Origin of the sequence: Paenibacillus alba, from assembly GCF_013204855.1 — a bacterium.
GTDB classification, from domain to species: Bacteria; Bacillota; Bacilli; order Paenibacillales; family NBRC-103111; genus Paenibacillus_E; species Paenibacillus_E alba.
Genome location: NZ_JABMKZ010000003.1, coordinates 154,721 through 176,118, shown reverse-complemented (window position 1 = coordinate 176,118; position 21,398 = coordinate 154,721). Strand labels below are relative to the sequence as shown.

General features: G+C 47.4%; 21 protein-coding genes. 1 reads left to right on the top strand and 20 read right to left on the bottom strand.

The annotated features are described in order from the left end of the window. Positions 1–2: 2 nt before the first annotated feature. The gene (gene prmA / locus HQN90_RS04375) at positions 3–977 is read right to left on the bottom strand and encodes a 50S ribosomal protein L11 methyltransferase (protein WP_173216650.1); all 975 of its coding nucleotides are present in this window, start codon (positions 975–977) and stop codon (positions 3–5) included. Positions 978–1,217: 240 nt separating this feature from the next. Here prmA and HQN90_RS04370 point away from each other — a divergent pair, with 240 nt between their 5' ends. Beyond that, positions 1,218–2,024, top strand: coding sequence for a glycerophosphodiester phosphodiesterase (locus HQN90_RS04370; protein WP_173216649.1), 807 nt, complete (start codon positions 1,218–1,220; stop codon positions 2,022–2,024). 61 nt (positions 2,025–2,085) lie between these two features. Here the strand turns inward: HQN90_RS04370 and HQN90_RS04365 are convergent, their stop codons facing one another. The 19 genes from HQN90_RS04365 to HQN90_RS04275 all read right to left on the bottom strand — a co-directional run bounded on the left by HQN90_RS04365 (position 2,086) and on the right by HQN90_RS04275 (position 21,331). Further along, positions 2,086–2,361, bottom strand: a complete 276-nt coding sequence (locus HQN90_RS04365; protein ID WP_173216648.1) for a hypothetical protein — start codon at positions 2,359–2,361, stop codon at positions 2,086–2,088. A gap of 1 nt (position 2,362) precedes the next feature. Then, entirely contained in the window at positions 2,363–2,515 is a 153-nt protein-coding gene (locus tag HQN90_RS04360) for a YfhD family protein (RefSeq protein ID WP_173216647.1), read from the bottom strand. Positions 2,516–2,599: 84 nt separating this feature from the next. Continuing rightward, positions 2,600–3,415 carry a hypothetical protein gene (locus tag HQN90_RS38520; RefSeq protein ID WP_246362070.1) on the bottom strand — a complete coding sequence of 272 codons (816 nt, stop codon included), beginning with the start codon at positions 3,413–3,415 and terminating at the stop codon, positions 2,600–2,602. 10 nt (positions 3,416–3,425) lie between these two features. After that, positions 3,426–4,625 (bottom strand): ABC transporter permease, encoded by a 1,200-nt coding sequence (locus HQN90_RS04350; protein WP_173216646.1) that lies wholly within the window; start codon positions 4,623–4,625, stop codon positions 3,426–3,428. Next, positions 4,622–5,299 carry an ABC transporter ATP-binding protein gene (locus tag HQN90_RS04345; RefSeq protein ID WP_173216645.1) on the bottom strand — a complete coding sequence of 226 codons (678 nt, stop codon included), beginning with the start codon at positions 5,297–5,299 and terminating at the stop codon, positions 4,622–4,624. The genes HQN90_RS04350 and HQN90_RS04345 overlap by 4 nt, the downstream gene beginning before the upstream one ends. Before the next feature lie 84 nt (positions 5,300–5,383). After that, the gene (locus HQN90_RS04340) at positions 5,384–7,126 is read right to left on the bottom strand and encodes an alkaline phosphatase (protein ID WP_173216644.1); all 1,743 of its coding nucleotides are present in this window, start codon (positions 7,124–7,126) and stop codon (positions 5,384–5,386) included. A gap of 214 nt (positions 7,127–7,340) precedes the next feature. Then, positions 7,341–8,459, bottom strand: a complete 1,119-nt coding sequence (dnaJ, locus tag HQN90_RS04335; protein WP_079411717.1) for a molecular chaperone DnaJ — start codon at positions 8,457–8,459, stop codon at positions 7,341–7,343. 138 nt (positions 8,460–8,597) lie between these two features. Further along, positions 8,598–10,436 carry a molecular chaperone DnaK gene (gene dnaK, locus HQN90_RS04330; protein ID WP_173216643.1) on the bottom strand — a complete coding sequence of 613 codons (1,839 nt, stop codon included), beginning with the start codon at positions 10,434–10,436 and terminating at the stop codon, positions 8,598–8,600. A gap of 67 nt (positions 10,437–10,503) precedes the next feature. Then, positions 10,504–11,073, bottom strand: coding sequence for a nucleotide exchange factor GrpE (gene grpE, locus HQN90_RS04325; RefSeq protein ID WP_173216642.1), 570 nt, complete (start codon positions 11,071–11,073; stop codon positions 10,504–10,506). Between the two features lie 60 nt (positions 11,074–11,133). Continuing rightward, positions 11,134–12,678: a TCP-1/cpn60 chaperonin family protein gene (locus tag HQN90_RS04320; RefSeq protein WP_173216641.1), complete on the bottom strand. Its 1,545-nt coding sequence runs from the start codon at positions 12,676–12,678 to the stop codon at positions 11,134–11,136. Further along, the gene (hrcA, locus tag HQN90_RS04315; protein ID WP_173216640.1) at positions 12,675–13,703 is read right to left on the bottom strand and encodes a heat-inducible transcriptional repressor HrcA; all 1,029 of its coding nucleotides are present in this window, start codon (positions 13,701–13,703) and stop codon (positions 12,675–12,677) included. Before hrcA ends, HQN90_RS04320 begins: the two co-directional genes overlap by 4 nt. Positions 13,704–13,815: 112 nt before the next feature. Beyond that, positions 13,816–14,289 (bottom strand): N-acetyltransferase, encoded by a 474-nt coding sequence (locus tag HQN90_RS04310; RefSeq protein ID WP_338042275.1) that lies wholly within the window; start codon positions 14,287–14,289, stop codon positions 13,816–13,818. 168 nt (positions 14,290–14,457) lie between these two features. Next, the gene (gene hemW, locus HQN90_RS04305) at positions 14,458–15,609 is read right to left on the bottom strand and encodes a radical SAM family heme chaperone HemW (protein ID WP_173216638.1); all 1,152 of its coding nucleotides are present in this window, start codon (positions 15,607–15,609) and stop codon (positions 14,458–14,460) included. Between the two features lie 76 nt (positions 15,610–15,685). Then, complete coding sequence (gene lepA, locus HQN90_RS04300; RefSeq protein WP_173216637.1) at positions 15,686–17,500, bottom strand: translation elongation factor 4; 1,815 nt, start codon at positions 17,498–17,500, stop codon at positions 15,686–15,688. A gap of 75 nt (positions 17,501–17,575) precedes the next feature. After that, on the bottom strand, positions 17,576–17,974 hold the full coding sequence (locus HQN90_RS04295; protein ID WP_173216636.1) for a DUF3679 domain-containing protein: 399 nt from the start codon (positions 17,972–17,974) through the stop codon (positions 17,576–17,578). Between the two features lie 53 nt (positions 17,975–18,027). Beyond that, a complete protein-coding gene (gene spoIIP / locus HQN90_RS04290) occupies positions 18,028–19,260 on the bottom strand; it encodes a stage II sporulation protein P (protein ID WP_173216635.1) in 1,233 nt (410 codons plus the stop codon). Between the two features lie 451 nt (positions 19,261–19,711). Continuing rightward, positions 19,712–19,879, bottom strand: a complete 168-nt coding sequence (locus HQN90_RS04285) for a hypothetical protein (RefSeq protein ID WP_173216634.1) — start codon at positions 19,877–19,879, stop codon at positions 19,712–19,714. Then, positions 19,851–20,828 carry a TIR domain-containing protein gene (locus HQN90_RS04280; protein WP_173216633.1) on the bottom strand — a complete coding sequence of 326 codons (978 nt, stop codon included), beginning with the start codon at positions 20,826–20,828 and terminating at the stop codon, positions 19,851–19,853. Before HQN90_RS04280 ends, HQN90_RS04285 begins: the two co-directional genes overlap by 29 nt. After that, the gene (locus HQN90_RS04275; RefSeq protein WP_173216632.1) at positions 20,825–21,331 is read right to left on the bottom strand and encodes a TIR domain-containing protein; all 507 of its coding nucleotides are present in this window, start codon (positions 21,329–21,331) and stop codon (positions 20,825–20,827) included. Before HQN90_RS04275 ends, HQN90_RS04280 begins: the two co-directional genes overlap by 4 nt. Positions 21,332–21,398: the final 67 nt, after the last annotated feature.

Below are 21,398 nucleotides of genomic sequence, written 5' to 3'. Positions count from 1 at the left end.
ACCTACAGCTTTCTGGCTACGATCACAACCCAATTCGAATCATAGTTTTTCTCTACAATTGTGAATTTAGCAGCAATCAGCGCTTTTTCTACATCCGCTTCCTTATTTGTAATAATCCCTGACGTGATGTAATACCCACCCTGCTGAAGCACTTCATACACATCATCCACGAAAAGTACGATCACTTCCGCCAAAATATTGGCTACAACCAGCTGAACTGGAATGGTAACCCCAAGCTGCGCGGCATCTTCGGTTTCGCTTTCTTTCAATACGCCAAGCAAGTCACTCAATTTCACGGTAATTTGGTCTTCGAGCTGGTTCTGCTTCGTATTGTCTAAAGCACTTGTTACCGCTACCGGATCCAAATCCACAGCCAGCACGTGTTTCGCCCCTAATTTAGCCGCAGCGATCGACAGAATGCCCGAACCCGTACCAACATCAATGACATCGTCTCCAGGTTTCATGACTTTCTCTAGCGTCTTGAGGCATAGCGAAGTTGTCGCATGAGTCCCTGTCCCGAACGCCATGCCTGGATCAAGCTCCAAAATCAACTCTTCCGGTGAAGCCGTGTAGTCTTCCCAAGTCGGTTTAATCGTCAAGCGATCGGATACGCGGATGGGTTTGAAATATTGTTTCCAAGCATGCGCCCAGTCTTCATCATCCACTTCTTTTAATTCAAAAGAGGGATTGCCGGTATCGATATCGAACTCGCTCAGCTGTTCCACAGATGCTTTCAGATCAGCCATTATAGGTTCCATATCTATACCGTGATAGAAGTAACCCTTAATAACGGCTCTTCCTTCCGGAATATCGTTAAACGGCGTTTCGTACAATTGCCCAAATGAAGTATCTCGCTCTTTGTTTAATGTGCCTGACTCTTCAATCGAAACGCCGCCGGCGCCCAGTTCATGAATAAAATTCGTAATCATTTCTATTGCTTCTTCTGTTGTATGTACAGTTACTTCTTGCCAAAGCATCTCTCGTGCTCCTCCTGTCGGTTATCACCTTCGCCAAAAACAAGCGCTTGCAGCCTATTTTCACAATGATCATTGTACTACACTTCGCTTTCTGGGTAAAATAGGCGTTTCTCCGCACGCGCTGTACACTTATTTTTAGAATCCTAACATTGTCTTAATACATGCATGTTAATTTGAATAAGAAGTTATTTAATCCTCTCTCAGCTTGTCCTACATGAATCCAGAATGGGGTCTTTTTCTATGATTAAAACACTCTTTTTCTTTCTTGTTATCTTTGCCTTCGAGCTAGTGGCTCCCTTCACGACTACGACCCTGCTGGCAGATAATTATAGTCAGGTTACGGCACACCGGGGCAGTTCGGCGCATACCCCTGAAAATACATTAAGCGCTTTTCGTCAAGCTATCTTGGATCGAGCCGGATATGCGGAACTTGATGTGCAAGAGACCTCCGATGGCGTCGTGATGGTCATGCATGATGACAATGCCCTTCGCACAACGGGCATCAACAAAAATATGTGGGAAGCGACATCCGAAGAGCTTAAAGCGGCAAGCGCAGGCAGATGGTTCAATTCCAAATTCAAAGATGACCATGTGCCTACACTTGATGAAGTCATAGAGACGGCCAAAGACCATATTAAGCTGAACATCGAAATGAAAAATAACGGCCATGGCAAGCGGCTCGCCGAGAAAACCGTTGAAATCATTCAATCTCATGGATTTGTGAAACAGTGTACCGTGACTTCCTTCGATCCCAACTTGCTTCATACGGTAAAGAAAATCAATCCGCAAATCAAAACAGGTCTCATCGTAAGCCAAAAATCAGACCAGAATACGCTCTGGGATAATCCCGATTATGAAGTCGTTTCTGCGGCTTACCCGATGGTGAATGAAGATTTCTTGAAACAAGCCTCTCTGCATAACAAGGAAGTTTATGTATGGACCGTAAATGACAAAACAATGATGAAACGCATGCTGCAATTGGGCGTCTCCAGCATCATCACCAACGTGCCAGACCAGCTTGTTCAAGTGATGAACGAGCATACTTAAGCCCAAAAAAAGCATTCAGACGAAAGAGCTATGCTCTATGTCTGAATGCTTTTTTGTCAACTTATATCGAGCCGCCTGCACTCTTGATGACGCGAACTGCTTGTTCATAAATCGTCTCATCAATAACAGCCGCGAGGACAATATCAAGCCCGACGGCATCCATATCCCCGCTGTCGCCAAACATACTGTCAGCCATCGCCGATTCCAGACCTTGGCCAATATCGTTGTTAAAGCGATCCACTGTCACCTCAGCAGCTCTCAGTGCTTTTAGCTTCGCTGCCGCACCTTCAGCTTGCTCGGGGGAGCGAAAATAGGCTAAAATCGCTTTTTCCGCCATTCTAGCTTTCTTCCTGTCTGTGATCCGCAGCTGCCGCTCGCTCGGATGCTTCAAAATCATCCCGATCCGCTGCATCCGCCGCGAATTCAACATCTTCATTTTTGACCACTGGCAGTCCGTTGTGCGTGTCTTGCTCATCATTGATGTTGCTCATCGCTTAACCTCCCATAAACCTTCATAGTCACATCCAGTTTTTAGTTTGCGGAAAAGCTTTATTTTTATACCTCGTGCGTTCCTTCTACTCCTTGATTTTCTCGAACGAAGCATCATAGAGCCGGAACATCGTTTTGTAGCCGGATTCATCCAGCTTGATTCCCACATCTAATTTCCCGGTAATAAGAAGCGGACCTGAGGTATAACGCAGCTTCACAGAATCAGGAACGAAGACGATCATGATCTTGTTCCAGTAGGTTTCGTCGCCATTATCAAAGGGGCATTCGGCCCCCGGCTTCGGAATCAACAGAAACCAGTGCTTGTCAAAAGAAAGCACTTCACCCATAAAACCTTTGATTTGCACCGTCTTGCCGCTCATATCCCAGAAGGCATTCGATGGCTTATCTTGTTTATCATCATCAAAAAACTGTGTCCAGTTGATTTCATTGGACAAGCTGGCAGGCTTCGGCTTCTCCGCTGCCGGTTTCTCATCCTTCGGCTTGGCATCCGCAGCAGGTGTTGCCGATGCTTGAGCAGTCGCTGCCGCCTTACCTTCCTTCGCCTGAACCGGAGCTGTCTCCTCTACGGTCTTCTGCTCAGAAGCTTTCGCAGAGGGAATAGGCGTCGCTTGTGCATCTTTAGGCGCAGCAGGTTTACTTTCCTCTTCTTTGACAATAGGCGCAGGTGTTGGCGACGATACGATGGGTGCTGTCGAAGCAGCGGGCTTTAATGAACTTATCGCTGAATCTGGCGGGCTCGAAGGCTCGATAGTTGCCGCTGCTGTTTGTGTTACACTGCCAAATGACTGACCAGCAGATTCTTTCTTCGTCTGCCCGCAACCTGTCAAGGTGACAAGCAGCACACATAGGCTCAGCACAATGACGACTTGCTGTTTTCTCATAGGGACCACCTCATGATTTAAATAATTGCAAAGGATCTACGCGATAAGCCTGCAAAGCCGGGCCGATAGAAGCTATAATACCGATCAACAAAGTCCCGACGATTAACCAACCTTCTCCAGGCATGAAGTGCCAGGTTTGGATTTGTAATCCCGAATATTCAAATACAGCTTCACGGCTTGCATATCCGCCTGCATGACCTGCCAATAGGCCTCCTACGAGCCCGATGAAAGTCAAGAGTATCCCTTCGCCGATCAAGGAAACCCAAATAAATGTTTTCGTTTTGCCAATAAGACGCAATAAACCGACATCTTTCTTGCGTTCATTCACGGCAGCTACCAAGGAAAGCAGAATAGATCCGGCAGCCAACAGAATACAGATCACTGTCACAACGCTCAAAGCCTGAGTACCTTTGTCCACCACATTCACAACATCCGCTACGGCTTTGCTCGTATAAATGGCTTGAACATTATTCATCTGTCCATAGGTTGTTTTAATGGATTGCGCACCGAGCAAAGTCTTCGGCTTGACCAGTATCGTCGTTACTTCCTTTTTCTCTGTTTTTTGACTTTCATGAACAGCCCAAGCATAATCCAGCGTCGTAAAGACTGCCCGATCGTCTGAGGTGAATAAAGGGGGCAATATGCCGACAATCGTATACGTAAAGCTATGATGCTCATCTTCATCCCCATCGTCGTCGACAGCGCCTTTAACTAAGCCATGTGCGCCTTGAAACTTATCCCCTACATGAAGCCCCAGTGTTGACGCAACATGTGAGCCCACGATGGTATCTCCCAGCTTCTCGTATATTTTGCCTTGTGCCATTTGCTTGTCAGCACCGTAACGTGTTAAGAAATACTCCGCTTCCATACCGACAATGGGAAATCCATTATAATTATCTCCCGTCGTCATCGCATAAGCGCGATCAACGGAAGGGTCCTTTCGAACCTCATCGAGCAATGTATACGGTATATTGCCAGTTGGAGCACCGATATGATAATACGTGTTGAGCGCAAGCTGAGTAGCGCTTCCCTTGGCACCTATTGTCACTTCAAAGGGACCATAGCCTTTCTCGGCACCTTTCTCAAGACCGTCGCTGCAAAGCAGCAGAAAAACGACAAGCGCTACCGTCACCCCAACCGACATGATGGTAAGCAGCGAAAGCGTTTTGCGATGAAGGACATTGCGCCACAACAAGGTAAGTAAATTCATATGGCTTCTCTCCTCGGCAGCACATTGATATCTTGGATATGAACCCGCTGCGGATACATCTCCGCCAAATGCAGATCATGCGTAACCGTTAGCAAAGTGAGCTTCTCCGCTTCGCAAATATCCAGGAGCAATGTCATAATGTCTCCTGCTGTCTCCCAATCGAGACTGCCTGTAGGCTCATCAGCTAATATAAGCTGCGGCTTCGTAATGATTGCCCTGATAATAGCAGCACGCTGCTGCTGCCCGCGAGACAACTCGGAGGGCAGATGATGCTGCCGATCTTTCAAACCAACTCGCTCAAACCAATAGTCTACTTGTTCTTTCATCATCTTCTTCGACCAGCTTTGCGGCACAATCAGTTCCACATTCTGTTTGGCGGTAAGGGATGAAATGAGATGGAAATCTTGAAAAATATAACCAACATGATCCGCTCTGTAGCGGTCACGCTTGCTTTCTGAGTAAGTATGGAGCGGCAAGCCGTCCACCCATATTTCACCTTCATCCGGCGTCATCACACCGCTGATCAAGTGCAGCAACGTGCTTTTCCCGCTGCCGCTCGGACCCATAAGTGCTAAACGCTCGCCTTGCTCTACGTGCCAATTGGAAACTCTTAATATCGGCAAGCTTTTGCCATGCATCATGAAAGATTTGGAAACACCTTTGATATCGATCATAACGATCCTCCGTCTCAACGCTCTTCAATAAGAAAAGAGGACAAGGGCATCAAAAACCCCTGTCCTTTCTTATCCTGCTATCTGTTAGTTTTTAACGATACGCTCATTGACGGAATCCCAAGTGAAGCTTTTTCCAGTCAATTTATTAAAGGCTTCAAGCGGCAAGTAGAGCTTGCCATTATCCACATTTGCTGCAATTGTGCTTGCTGCGCCGTTCTCTGTAACAGCACCCGTTTCAACAAGTACGGTTAATTTCTGGCTATCTTTCGCAAGTACGACGGATTTCGTTGCTTCATCCCACGTTACTTTAATATCCAAAGCTTCAGCCAATGATTTCGCTGTAAACAGGGTTTTGTTATCACGCGTTACTTTGAAAAGCGGGTACAAATATTTGTCTTGCAACTCTTTGGTTGCTGCTGCCAAATCTGCACCAATCACTTTAGCTCCGCTTTTGGCAATATCCGTGTTGTCGACATCGCCTTTAACAAGGGAAGCAATCGGACCGTAAGCCCATACACCAACATCCACACCCGTGTGGCCATGACCTGTCCAGCCAACAGCTAGACGTTTGGACACAACGGCATTGTAACCGCCTGCGCGGCCGTAGGAAGAACCGTCACCTTTGAGGATCAAAGCAATTTCCTCGTCGGACAAATCGGTGAAGCCAATGTTGTCTGCAACAATTTTACGAACATCGTCAGCTGTTTGTGCTGTTTTGAGAATCGCATCCAGGTACTCATAGGAATGCTTTTGTTTGTTGAACAAATCTACATTCAATTCATAAACGTTATTGATACCCAAGGATAAGCCGCCTGTTTCATGATCCGCTGTTACGACGACAGATGTGTTGCCGTCTTTTTTAGCGAAATCAACAAGTGTTTTGAACGTTGCATCCAACTCCAGCATCTCTTGAATATTGGAAGGAAGATCGTTCGCATGGCCTGCATGGTCGATACGCCCTTGCTCTACCATTAAGACGAAACCATTTTTATTTTGGGATAACAGGTCAAGCGCTTTTTGCGTTAATTGCGGCAAGCTTGGCGTGTTTGCATCGCGGTCAAGTACATAAGGGATTTCATTAAGCGCGAAAAGTCCTAGTGCATTTCCAGCTGTAGCCGGGATTGCATCCAAACCGTTTTTATCATAAGCCGTTTTGTAGCCTTTCGCTTCAAAGTCAGGAATGATGTTCTTGTCTGTGCGCTTGCCTTTATCATCTTTGGTAACGAAATTCACTTTACCGCCGCCGAATAAAACATTAACGCCGCTTGTTAAGAATTGGGAAGCAATTGCATTTTGGTTGCTTCGTTGACGAACATGGGATGCCCAAACTGCTGGTGTTGCACCAACAATGCTGTCCGTTGTTACGAGTCCAGTAGCTTTACCTTGCTTCATCGCTGCTTCAACAACGGAAGCAAAAGGTTTAGCCACGTCGCCGTTCGATACGCTGATTGCGTTATTGTACGTTTTATTTCCTGTCGAGAAAGCTGTTCCTGCTGCCGCAGAGTCTGTTACAGCTCCGGATTCGGATGTATAAGGTCCTGCTTGCGAATATGTAGTTGCTTTCCCCACGTAGTAACCGCCATCAAGCTCTAAGCGATCTTTATTTAAAAACTTTTTGGAGTAATACCGAGCTGCGGTTACTTCAGCTGGGCCCATGCCGTCGCCGATAAGTACAATCAAGTTTTTGGATTGCGCGGCCGCTGGTGCCGTGGGTGCCCCTGGTGTCGTTGCTGTGGTTTCAGCAGCTGATGCGACGCCTGCTACGCTAAGAGCCAGTAAAGAAATCGATAAACCGGAACCCATGATTTGTTTTAAACTTTTTTTCAAGATGTATTCCCTCCAAAAATAGTATTTCACCTTCTCTAGCATAATACTCAGAGATTAACAGGACGTCATAGGAACATATGCGCAATGTAAAATATAACAACATTTATTTGCGGAATGTTAATAAAAAACGCAAAAAAACATCCCGATAGCAAGCGTTTGACAGATGGCATCTGTTAACGGCTTCCTATGGAATGTTTGCTGGAAAACCAAGAGATTAATCGCCTAAAAAGGCTCTTTTCATACGTTCAAAAATAGATTGATTCTGCTCATGCGTATGCTCGCCACTTTGCTTGCCGAACTGACGAAGCAGATCCTTCTGATCCTCGCTCAGATTCGTTGGCGTCATAACGATGACTTTCACATGTTGATCACCTTGACCAAATCCGCGAAGATGCGGAACGCCTTTGCCTTTCAAGCGGAAATACGTATCCGTCTGCGTACCAGCCGGAATTTTGAGTTTAACCTTCTCCGTCAGTGTCGGAATCTCAATTTCATCACCTAGCGCAGCCTGCATGAAAGTTAAAGGAACTTCACAATACACATCATTGCCTTCACGCTCGAAGAATTCATGTGATTTCACACGGATGACGACATAGAGATCGCCGGCAGGACCGCCGCGCGTACCGCCTTCACCTTCGCCAGAAACGCGAAGCTGTGCGCCGTCGTCAACACCGGCAGGAATTTTAATATGAATCGTGCGCTGTTTTTTCACTTTGCCAGCACCATGACACGTTCCACATTTCTCTTTAATAATCTTGCCTTGACCGTTACAAGTTGAACATACACGACGGTTCACGATACGACCGAATGCTGTATTTTGTACAACTTCCTGTTGTCCACTGCCATGACAGGTTCCGCAGGTTTCCGGTTTCGTACCAGGCTTAGCGCCGCTTCCGCTGCACGTATCGCAATTCTCTGTTCGCGGAATATGAATATCGGTTTCTTTCCCGAAAATCGCTTCCTTGAATTCAATGGTCATCGTATACTGCAAATCATTGCCTCGCTGAGGCGCATTCGGGTTGCGACGGTTTCCACCGCCTCCGCCGCCAAAGAACATATCAAAAATATCGCCAAAGCCGCCGCTAAAGTCTTGACCGCCGCCCATGCCTTGATTAGGGTCCACATGACCGAAGCGGTCATATTGAGCTTTCTTCTGATCATCGCTGAGGACGTCGTATGCGTCTTTCGCTTCTTTGAATTTATCTTCCGCATCTGCGGCTTTGTTCACATCAGGGTGATACTGACGTGCCATTTTACGATAAGCCTTCTTAATTTCATCTGGAGAAGCATCCTTGCCTAAACCAAGGACCTCATAATAATCACGTTTACTCATTGTTCCACTCCCATGTTCAAGACTACAAACGGAAAGTCAAAGCCACGGAGAGACTCCGGACGGCTTTGACTTATTCGTTTTCATTCAAATAAGTGTTTAAAAAGCTAACTTCTTAAACGTCCTTACTCTAGAATATGTTTATTTTTTTTGATCGTCAACCACTTCATAATCAGCGTCAACAACATTTTCTCTGCCTTTAGGAGCATCGTTTCCGCCAGCATCGCCATCAGGACCTTGTGCTGCAGACGCTTGCTCATACAGCTTCACAGAAAGTTGTTGAATGATTTCCGTCAACTCTTCCGTCGCTTTTTTGATTGCTTCGAGTTCGTTGCCAGCCAGTGCAGCCGTCACTTTCTCTTTGGCCGCATTCGCTTTGTCGATCTCGCCTTGGTCTACTTTATCGCCAAGATCCTTGATCGTTTTGTCAACGGAATATACGAGTTGGTCAGCTTCGTTGCGAGCTTCTACAAGCTCTTTGCGAACGCGATCTTCCTCAGCATGAGCTTCTGCGTCTTTCACCATTTGCTCAACTTCTGCATCGCTCAAACCGCTGGAAGAAGTAATCGTAATTTTTTGGCTTTTGCCTGTTCCTTTATCCAAAGCGGATACGTTAACGATACCGTTGGCATCGATATCGAAGCTAACTTCGATTTGCGGTACGCCGCGTGGAGCTGGAGGAATATCACCAAGCATGAAACGGCCCAGTGTTTTGTTGCCGCTAGCCATGGAGCGCTCACCTTGAAGCACGTGAATCTCAACGCTCGTTTGGTTATCTGCATAAGTGGAGTACACTTGTGATTTGGTTGTAGGAATTGTTGTGTTGCGGTCGATCATTTTCGTGAATACGCCGCCTGCTGTTTCGATACCAAGGGAAAGTGGCGTTACGTCAAGAAGAACAACGTCTTTCACTTCACCTGTTAATACACCAGCTTGAACTGCTGCACCAAGTGCAACAACTTCATCCGGGTTAACGCCTTTATGCGGCTCTTTGCCGATCAATTTTTTGATCGCTTCAACAACAGCCGGAATACGCGTGGATCCACCAACAAGCACAACTTTGTCGATTTGGCTTGTGGACAAGCCGGAATCCGTCAACGCTTGGCGAGTTGGTCCAAGAGTTCTTTCTACAAGTCCAGCGGAAATCTCTTCGAATTTCGCGCGAGTCAAGTTAAGCTCCAAATGCTGAGGAACGCCGTCAGCTACCGTGATGAAAGGCAGGGAAACCGTCGTTGTCAGAACACCGGAAAGTTCTTTTTTCGCTTTTTCCGCAGCATCTTTCAAACGTTGTACAGCTGCTTTATCTTTGCTAAGGTCAATGCCTTGTTCTTTTTTGAATTCAGCTACGAGGTAATCGATGATGACTTGGTCAAAATCGTCTCCTCCTAGTTTGTTGTCTCCGCTTGTCGCTTTAACTTCGAAGAAGCCATCGCCAAGTTCAAGGATCGATACGTCAAATGTACCGCCGCCAAGGTCATAAACAAGAATTGTTTGATCTTCTGTTTTTTCCAAACCGTAAGCAAGCGCTGCTGCTGTTGGCTCATTGACAATACGAAGAACTTCCAGACCGGCAATTTTACCCGCATCTTTCGTCGCTTGACGTTGGCTGTCATTGAAATAAGCAGGAACCGTGATAACGGCTTGCGTAACAGTTTGGCCAAGGTAAGCTTCAGCATCAGCTTTCAGCTTTTGCAGGATAATCGCAGAAATCTCTTGTGGCGTGTAATCTTTGCCATCAATGTTTTCTTTGTGGTTCGTACCAATGTGACGCTTGATGGAGCTGATTGTTTTGTCTGGGTTTGTGATCGCTTGACGTTTGGCTGTTTCACCGACAACGCGCTCGCCATCTTTTTTGAAACCAACGACAGAAGGGGTTGTACGATTACCTTCCGGGTTCGGAATTACGACGGCTTCGCCGCCTTCCATTACGGCAACGCAAGAATTTGTTGTACCTAAGTCAATACCAATTACTTTACTCATGTTAAAGCTGCCTCCTTTTGCTCCTGGGGAACATATTGGTTATTTGTAATTTTAATTAATAAGATCTTTAGACGCTAACTTTGACCATGGCTGGTCGGATGACTTTATCTTTCAGCATGTAGCCTTTTTGCAGTTCTTCCACGACGATACCTTCTTCATGCTCATCGGATTCAACCTGCATGACTGCTTGATGGAATTCCGGATTGAACGGATGACCTACGGATTCGATACGTTTAAGCCCTTCTGCGGTTAGCAGTTGATCGATTCCACGGTACGTCATATCCAAACCTTTCACCAAAGCGTCGAAATCCTTCGTCTCTTTGCTTGAAGACAGCGCGCGATCGAAGTTATCTACAATCGGCAAAAGCTGTTCAATCAATTTAAGCGAAGCGTATTTCGCGAAATCTTCCTTCTCCGCTCTAGCACGGCGGCGGAAGTTGTCGAAGTCCGCTTGAACGCGTAATAAACGCTGATAGTTTTCTTCGGCTTGCACACGCGCCGCTTCCAATTCGCTAACCTCTTTCACTTCTTCAGAAGCTTCTGTTTGCGAATCTTGAGCCGTTGTTTCTTGCTCACCTTCGGCTGCGTATGTAGGGTTTACATCTTGCTCGGCTGTTTTGTTATCTCCAGTACTCAATTGTCCTTCACCTCCTAAACATAATACAACATATTCTCTCTAACGTCAGTTTGCCCAGCTTTAGGCCTCTTCAAAAGGCTGTTTCATCTTGATTACTGTATGAATACGCAGTACAGCAGCTGCGACTTCGCCTGCTGCTTGCAAGGCGTGAATCTTAACGTCAGCCGGATCTACGATACCCGCATGGACGAAATCCGTCACTTGACCAGTATCGCAGTCGATGCCGAGACTGTCAGTGCTAAGCGCTAGCTGCGCCGCTTTCAGTTCCTCGACCTTTTCCAGTGGATTGTAGCCTGCATTCACAACGATTTGTGCCAGCGGCTTGCGCAGTGCTCCCGCAACAGCGGCAACACCGAAGCCTTCCATGCCCTTCATCGTCTCCCGGGCGCGCTCCAGATCATGGGCGACCGCCATCTCCGCGGCGCCGCCTCCTGGCAAGTACCCGCCGCGGACGGCGGCCTGTACGGCCGAAGCCGCGTCCTTGGCGATGCGCGAGCGCTCGTGCGCCGCTTCGCGCGTCGCGGCGCCAACGATCACGGTCACGTGCTGATCGCCGTGACCGCCGGCAACGCGCACGCGCTCCAGCCGCTCATCGTAAGCGGCATAGCCCGCGCTCCCGAGCGCCGCGCCCAGCTCCGGGGCGCTCTTGGGCAGCGCCGTGCGCCGCACCGGCCTAGCGCCGGTGTGCTCGCTCAGCAGCTGCAGGTCCCGGCGGGACAGCCGCTGCAGCACGAGAATGCCATGGTCGGAGCAGAACTGCTCCGCCTCTGGATCAACGCCGCGGTCTGAAGCAATCAGACCGACGCCAAGCTCCTGCAGCAAGCCAAGGCTGCTGCGGAACTGCTCCCGCAGCTGCATGTAGCGCTGGAAGCCTGCCTCGGTGACCAGCGATTCCTCGCTGACCGCCTCTGGCTCCAAGGCATCATGCAGCACGAGGATGCGGACATCTCGCCGCGCTTCCTCGTCGAGATGCAGGTTCATCGGCTTCTGGTTCAGCAGAATGCCGGTCCATACCTCGCTGCTCGCCTCTTCGTGGGCGAGCACGCTGTCCGCGAAACGATAGCCGTCTTCGCGAAGCTTGGCCTCACCGACGGCTTCGGCAGCTTGAATGATGAGCCCGGCGATATCCGCCTGCTCTCGGCCTGCCGTAATCGCAATGCGCTTCAGCGCATTGTCACTCAAGCTCTCAATGGCTCGGCTGCGCCCTTGCAAGCTTGTCACCGCCAGCTCGATGCCTTGCAGCATCCCGCTGACGACCTTCGCTACCGGTACGCCGCGCGTCACTTGCGCGACGCCTTCCTGTACCAGGGCGCCTGCAAGCACCGTTGCCGTTGTTGTTCCGTCGCCAATCTGCCGCTGCTGGCTTCGGGCCACTTGAATCATCAGCCTTGCTGCGGGATGCGTGACGTCCATCTTTTCCAAAATGGTTACCCCATCATTGGTAATGATCACTTCACCCTGCCCGCCTACCAGCATCGTGTCCAGCCCTTTGGGACCAAGGGTGCCTTCGACTGCGGAGCAAATGGCTCTTACTGCTGCAGCGTTATTAACGAGTGTTGAATAACGTTCTTCGCCCTCGCTGTGAATCGTCTTATTTACACTCATTTGCCATACCAGCGCCCGAGCACAATTTCCAGATGTTTGGACAAATGAGCCATCAGATTAATAACTCTTCCATATTCCATTCGCGTTGGTCCCAGTATCCCTATCGTACCTAGCGGCTGACCGCTGATCGAATATGAGGCTGTTATTAAGCTGCAGTTATTGATAGCTTCAATACTATTTTCAGCACCGATTTTGATCTCAATGCCTTCATTGGACGGTGTAAACAATTTGATGAGGGTGGGGGCTTCTTCCAAGAGATCGAAAATGCTTTTGACCTTCTCCACGTCTTTAAACTCTGGTTGAGTCAACATATTCGTCATCCCGCTTAGGAAAACACGATCTTTCTCATCACTCTGCAGTACGCTTTCGATAACGGCCAGCAGCTCTTGATACCCGTTCACATATTTGCCTAATTCTTCAGAAATTTCATTGTAAAGCCTAGATTTAAACTGAATCAGCGGCACGTTCTGGAGTCTAGCGTTCAGAATGTTGACGACCTTTTCAATTTCAGACATCTTGATGCCTTCTGGAATCGTCACGGTTTTGTTTTCTACATGGCCTGTATTCATGACAATGATGGCAACAGCGGTTGTCTCCGAAAGCGGAATAATCTGCAAATGTTTCAGTGTCGTACTGAACACCTCGGGCCCGAGCACAATCGAAGTATAATTCGTAAGACTGGAGAGCATTCCGGCGACATGCTGGATCACGCCTTCCATCTCTTGAATCCGCTCGGCAAAAGCACCCTTCATCGAATCCAAGTCATTCTCATGCAAAGCACCATGCTGCATCAAGTGATCAACATAATAGCGATAACCTTTGTGTGAGGGAATGCGGCCTGCAGACGTGTGCGGCTGTTCCAGGTAGCCCATCTCTTCGAGATCGGACATTTCGTTACGGATCGTTGCCGGACTGAATCCAACATTGCCCCGTTTTGAAATACTTCGTGAACCAATCGGTTCAGCTGAACGAACATAATCATCAATGATAGCACTTAAAATCATACGCTGGCGTTCTGTCAGCATCAAGTACCCCTCCTCTTCACAAATCGCTATTTGTTCACTTTCGTTAGCACTCGTATTTAGTGAGTGCTAAATCCTAATACAAAAATAACAGACCCTAAGGTCTGTTGTCAAGTCAATCCAAACGTTTAAGTACGGCGATTTCGTCGCAGCAATACTGTTTTTTGCAATGCATGCAATCTTTCCAAACCTTCTCTGGAAAAATCTCTTTCGGTACGAGGGTAAAGCCGTTTTTTTGGAAAAATGCAACCTCATACGTGAGTGCCATCACTTTCTTAATGCCTTGGCTCCTCGCATCTTCAACCAGGAAATCTACAAGCTTGCCGCCAATGCCTTGCCCCTTGTAGCCTTGGGTCATCCCCAGCGAGCGGATCTCGACTAGATCTGGCCCAAGCCTCGTCAAGGAGCCGCAGCCGATAAGCAGCCCATCGTATTCGGCGACAACGAAGGTATCAATCTGATCCTCCAGCATCTCCTTGCTGCGAGGCAGCATGATTCCCTGTTTGGCATAGCCTTGTATAATTTCAAAAAGCTTATCTATGTCGCTCATAGACGCTTTTCTTACGGACACTGTCGTTGATGAATTCACGGTCATCCCACCAATCGTTACAAAAATGCATAAAATCCAGGCTAGCTTCCGAGAGACCTTACGGGTCTACCGCGGTACCACTAGTGGATTCATGTATAAATATACATCAAACCGTATATTTGCACAAGGTTTTTTTGTACCCGCTACAGCGTTGTTTCATCCGCACTTTTAGGTTAAGAAAGAAGCAAACACTTCGTTGCCCAGCAAGATGCCTTGCTTGGATAAACGATAGCCTTCCGGTGTTTGTTCAAGCAGTTGCTTCTTCAGCCACCCTTGCAGTGTATCTCCGAACTGAGATTCAATGGATGTGCCAAATTGCTCTGCGAAATCGCTATTGCGCACGCCTTCCAACAGCCGTAAGCCCACCATCATGAAATCCTCCATGGCTTCTTGCTGCGAGACTTCAAATTGCTCCATGATCGGCAATCCTGCTTTCGTAGCGTCGATGTAAGGCTGAATTCCTTTGACATTGACATGTCGCTGCCTATTCATATAGCCATGTGCGCCTGCACCAAGCCCATAGTAGGAGCGATTGCGCCAATACATCGAATTATGTCTACTTTCACGACCTGGTTTAGCAAAATTGCTTATTTCATATTGCTTATATCCGGCAGCTTCCAACCGCTTCATGATGAGCTCATACATATCAACTTCCTCATCTTCGCTTGGCAGCGGCAGCTGATTTTTGTTGAACAACGTATGGAACAGCGTGTTTTCCTCTACTTTCAAGCTATAAATCGAGTAATGCTGAAGATCCAGCGAAAGCGCCTCATCCAAGGTTGCTTGCATGATCTCTACCGTTTGCTTCGGAAGTCCAAACATTAAATCGATGGAGAGATTGTCAAACCCAAGCTTTTTGGCATTCTCGATACTTCGATGCACATCATCTGTATTATGAATACGCCCAATCGTCGCGAGGATGTCATTATTGAAGGATTGCACCCCAAAGCTGATCCGATTAACGCCGCCTTCTTTCATAACAGCCAATTTATCGATATCCGTCGTCCCCGGATTGGCTTCCATCGAGAATTCGACCTGTGCGGGGTCAGCAGGGAAATACGTGCGTACAATGCGCAGAAACCGCTCCATTTGATCAGGAAGCAGCACCGTCGGTGTCCCTCCTCCCACGAAAATGGTTTCCACCTTGGCGGGCGGATGCTGGCGAACCGTCAGCTCCATCTCGCGCTCGAGCGCATCCAAGTATTCCATGACCGGCTGCCCTTTGAGCACATAGGAATTGAAATCACAATAATGACATTTGTTCGTACAAAATGGGATATGAATATACACCGCAGTTGGAGCTGCATAGCTAACTAACATAAAGGTATTTCCTTTCTATTGAGAAAAAGCCAAGGGGCAGAGTACTCTGCCACCCCAGCTTCTCATTCATTCCAAACTATTCGTCAATTTTGAGGACGGCCATGAACGCTTCTTGCGGCACCTCAACGCTACCTACTTGCTTCATCCGTTTTTTGCCTTCTTTTTGCTTGTCCAGCAATTTACGCTTCCGTGAGATGTCACCGCCATAACATTTGGCTAGGACGTTTTTACGCATCGCTTTAACCGTCTCACGCGCAACAATTTTCTGTCCAATCGCCGCTTGAATCGGTACCTCGAACATTTGCCGCGGGATGAGTTCCTTCAGTTTATCGCAAATGATTTTCCCGCGATGATACGCCGTATCCCGGTGAACGATGAAGGAAAGCGCATCGACTTGCTCCGCATTCAAAAGGATATCCATCTTCACGAGATTGGATCTCTTGTAGCCGCTCACTTCATAGTCAAACGAAGCGTAGCCTTTGGTTCTTGACTTCAGCATATCGAAGAAATCATAAACAATTTCGGATAACGGAATTTCGTACGTCAATGTCACCCGATTGGTGTCCAGATACTCCATGTTCAAATATTCACCGCGTTTGCCTTGGCAAAGCTCCATAATCGTACCTACATAATCATTTGGCACAATAACGGACGCTTTCACATAAGGCTCTTCCACGAAGTCGATGCGTTGCGGATCCGGATAGTTCGACGGGTTATCAATCTCCATCGTATCACCATTCGTCAAGGTGATGCGATAAATAACGCTTGGTGCTGTCGTAATCAACGGAATGTTGAACTCACGCTCAATCCGTTCCTGAATGATTTCCATGTGCAGCAATCCCAAGAATCCGCAGCGGAAGCCAAAGCCCAAGGCTGTTGAGGTTTCCGGTTCAAAACGCAAGGAAGCATCGTTAAGCTCAAGCTTCTGCAAAGCCTCGCGCAGATCATTGTAATCGGTTGTTTCAATCGGATACAATCCGCAGAATACCATCGGGTTAATCCGGCGATAACCAGGCAACGCTTCAGGTGCAGGGCGAGCCGCTTCGGTGACGGTATCCCCGACTCGCGTATCTCCGACATTTTTGATGCCTGCAACAATGAAGCCTACGTCTCCAACCTCAAGGGAAGGGACCGATGACATTCTTGGCATGAATGCCCCAACTTCAATAACTTCAAAAATCTTATTAGTAGCCATCATTTTAATTTTCGAGCCTGCTTTGATCGAGCCGTCCATGACACGCACATATACGATTACGCCTTTGTAGCTATCGTAATGGGAGTCGAAGATCAACGCTTTAAGCGGGTTGTCCGGGTTGCCTTGCGGTGCCGGCACCTTTTGACAAATTTGCTCAATGATTTCTTTAATCCCGATACCGGCTTTCGCAGAAGCATGAACAGCCTCGCTGGCATCCAGTCCGATGACGTCTTCGATCTCCTGCTTCACTTTGTCCGGATCGGCGCTTGGCAAATCAATTTTGTTGATGACAGGTAAAATTTCCAGATTGTTTTCCAAAGCAAGGTATACGTTAGCCAATGTCTGAGCTTCAATGCCTTGCGCAGCATCGACAACTAGCAATGCGCCTTCACAGGCTGCCAAGCTTCGGGAAACCTCGTATGTAAAGTCTACATGTCCCGGTGTATCAATCAAGTTAAGGATATAATCGACACCATCGTCTGCACGGTAGCCTAATCGAACAGCTTGCAGTTTGATCGTAATCCCGCGTTCCCGCTCCAGATCCATCTGGTCAAGCACCTGTTCTTGCATCTCGCGTGACGAGAGGGCGCCTGTATATTCCAAAATACGGTCGGCCAATGTTGATTTGCCGTGATCAATATGCGCGATAATTGAAAAGTTGCGAATTCGTTCTTGTCTTGCTCGAATGTCTGTCATGCTAAAGTACTAACCCCCACTACATGCAAATAATTTTCATTATAGCAGTTGTGGGAAGTGTCAGCAATGTGCCTTCTAACCTTTGCCTAATAACGCGTCAAACAACGAGACGAATAAGCGAATTCCATGATGGGAGGCAATTTGCAGCAGATCACCTAATTTATTGCCTACATGATTTAAGGAATTATCGTGATCCGCTACCGGTTCAGACTTTGCACCTGCGTCTGATTTGGCGGCAGCTTGAGCTTTGGCTGGCGTCTCCCCCTTGGCTTTGGCCCCAGGCGCGGGCGAAGCTTGTACGGCACTCCCCTTGCCTGTAGAGGCAGCAGCCACAGGCTGTCCTGCTTGCGAGGAAGGCTGAGGCCCTTGAATGCGATCCATCCCGTTCGAGGCCAAGCTAACTCCGAACAATATACAAAACAACAGCAGCAGACCGAACAAGCCCACTTTCACATAAAACTGCCTCAGCTTCATCCTGAAAACCTCCTTAGCGTTATAAGCCTTGTTATGCTCCCAAGCTAGCATTCTTAAGATTGTTTAGGTGTCGTAAGGGGAATATCTACTTTCTTCGCATTTAGAATCACTTCGGAAATCGCTTCGGCCAGCCAGTCGGTTGTTCGGTAGCACTCTTCGAGCGTGTTATAAGGACCGCCCACTTCAATCAATAGTGAATTCGGCGAAAAATTTTGATTATATAAGCCATTATTGCCTTCTGTCGCTTCCTTCGCATGAATCCCCTTCGATATTCCGGGATGTTTGGCTTCTAGGACTTGGTGGATCATGTTGGCAAATTCCTCATTCTTTTTCCAATTTGGATTTTTGCCTCCGATAATGAAATAGACTTGGGCATAATCTTTGCCACCGATCGTGGTGGTCGTCTTATCCCGAACAGCGGAATCTCGGTGAATATCGAAGAAATACTGCAAGTCTGGATGTGTGGCTGCGGCTTCCTGCAACGTTTTCAACGAATATTTGTAGGAGTATGGGTAATCAAAATTTTTGACCGTACTCGGGTAAACGGTTTGCGAATGAACAGCGCCAATGCCGTCCTTCTCCAGATTTTGCGCCAAGCGTTGACCAACGGAAATGACATTGACTTTATCGCTATAGGCCTTGTCTGGGTTCGTAACGCCTTTCAGCTCCGGCAAATAAGATTCATTGCTATGCGTTTGGTAAATGAATGCCACGTTGTCCCCCGCTGTTCGGGGCGGCTGTCCTACCGGATTGGCAATTGGAGTAGCGCTGGCTATCGGTGAAGGCTCCGGTAATTGTGATGCAATTGGATTGATCGCTTCCGCCTGAAGATCCCGCGAATTGGGATTGTAGTCGATCGGGTCACTGGGATTGGGCGCACTGCCTCTTACCAAAACCGTTGTTTTATTCGCGTCCATGCCTGGCACTTCACTCGCGACCAGACTTCTCGGATCGTTCGGGTTAATATCCGTCATGAACTGGAAAGCAAAATGAAAAACATTATGCTGTGAGAAAGTGAATTTTTTCTGATCTTTATTTAGATGCGGCACTTCCATGCCCAGCATATCGATGAAAAATTGATTCGTGACGGAAGCAGCGAGGCTTTTCATGGACGAAACGGGGGAGGTTGTCATGAATCTATTTTGCAGCACCCCTCCCACGCCAATGAGCACAAAAATAGCAAGGGTAGCTGCGCTGAGAATGAAAAATGCTTTGCCGACGGAACTTGCGCTCTGAAACGTTTTTCGAACATGGCTGAGATTTAATGTAGCTGATGTCCATTTCATCGTTTGATTCCTCCTAATCTCTCTTAATTTAATCTATGAAACGAGCCTCTTCGCTAGAACTCGAATCACTAGAAAATTTGATAGAGGGACATTTAGAGAAAGCAAGCATGAATGAGCGCGGGATTCTGCGTGTGATGTCTGTGCTGTCTGTGATGCCTGTAATACCTGTGCTCTACCACTCTGCCTCTGCTTATGCCGGCCAATGGGAACTATGATCCCCTATTTGATCCAAAATAGCCGTTTTGGAGGATGAAAAGGAACTGCGATCCCCTATTTCCTCTTCCGATGGCGAAATGAAGCAATACGAAGCGGTTTAGCGTACCGTAGTTCCCATTCAGCCTGCAAAACGGCTATTTTGGTACAAATAAAGGATCATAGTTCCGTTTCACCTGCCCCTTACAGGAACAAACAAAAAAAGAACCCCTTTCGGGGTTCTTCACATGGTCTGGAGCTATGCAAGCGATTCAAAATCAAATGAGCCTTTGGCTACGATAGTAACCCCGCTTGTTTTGTTCAAAACGGTAGGACCTGTATATAGTTTGAGCAGCGACTTGTCGCTCGGTTTATGTTCATTCTTGGGGGTTGATCGGTTACGAACTTTCTTCATGTGCTTCAGCATAGAGAATCCTTCCTTTCACAATCGATTTGAGAGAAGACACAAGCTTCGCATTTCTTTCGGATAGTTCCATCATGACTTGATGATGGCTGCGCGCCGGGATATCATCTTTCGTTTTGAAATGGATGGATGAAACGATCGTTGGATGCAGCTTAATGCAATAAATATATTCATATTCGCCATCTTCCTTGTCCTTGGCTCGGCCTAAGTAGATGTTCGTATCTTTGCCTCGATAGCATTCTGCTAGATAACTGTTGGGGTCATCCACATGGAAACTGTGGTTGTTGCTCACTTGGCCGGCACGACCAAATTGTTGTAGAGTCACACCGTCTACTAGAAGCTCAAAGAGCGTTGCCGCGGTGACTTCTTGAAGCTCGATTATACCACAATTGGTATCAAATGTCTTATGGAATTTATCCAGCACGCGGTCATAATCCACGCTGGACACACTCAACGAATCCAAAGCATCAAACAAAAAACTGCGGATCGCATCATTCTTTTTCATATCAGACGGCTTATATCGCTTCTTCTGCATACTCATACTATGCTTGATTGGATACAGATGCGGTCCGGCCATCTCCGCCAACTGCGCATTCTCCTGTTGATCATCCAATCTCAAAGGGCTATAGCCTTCCAAATATTCAGGCAGCTCAGCCTCATGGGACAATACAAGAAATGTCCGGCTGTGACCGAGCTCCCCGAGACATAATCCGATTAGCACAAGTATATTCGCAAACCGCTGAGAATCATGACAATCCGTCTTCGTAACAATCAGCAAAGCAAAATCCGCTTCTTCGATGTGCCGCTTGAGCATTTTCAATTTCTGCTGGGAGGCTGTCAGCACCCCTTGATTAATCAGCGTCGCCTCGGCTGCCTGAGACAATTGAGATTGATAGAATTCACCCCAAAGCGAGCTCTCCGGGGAACAGCCAATGAATAGTTTAGGCTTCATTTCTGTCTCAGCCCTAATCTCCCCAACATCTGCTTCACAATGAAAGTAGCCGGACCCAAGCCTGCCAGCAAGCCAGAAGAGTGATTAGGATTATACATAAGCGGCGTGAGACCAAGTAAATCCGTGGCAATATGTAATTCTTCTCTTTCTGGAATCAGAAAATAGGTTCTCTCTAAACCTATTTGTCCAATAAATAGACCAAGCTCCAGAATGACGTTGTCTCGCACAGAGCTTACCAGGGATTCTCTAAGTAAGGTCAAATCGTTAGGTTGAAAAACAAAAATAGCAAAATCACTAGCTTGTGCCTGTTGGATAAGTGGAGCCAAGATGGTATGTGAAGGCGGAAACAGAAGCTGGCTCCAGATCGTAACATCACATGAATAATGAAGATTGGCCTGCAAGGCTTCTGCAACTTCAATACTTTCGGCAGATGACCCAATAAATAACTTCGCTTGTTGTGAAATGCTCAACAAAATCACTTCCTTGTCAGAGATCATCGTCATTAATTCGACATTGTTCTCCTATCTCCTTCCATATTTCCTTAAATTGGACAAAAAAGAAAGAACTGTT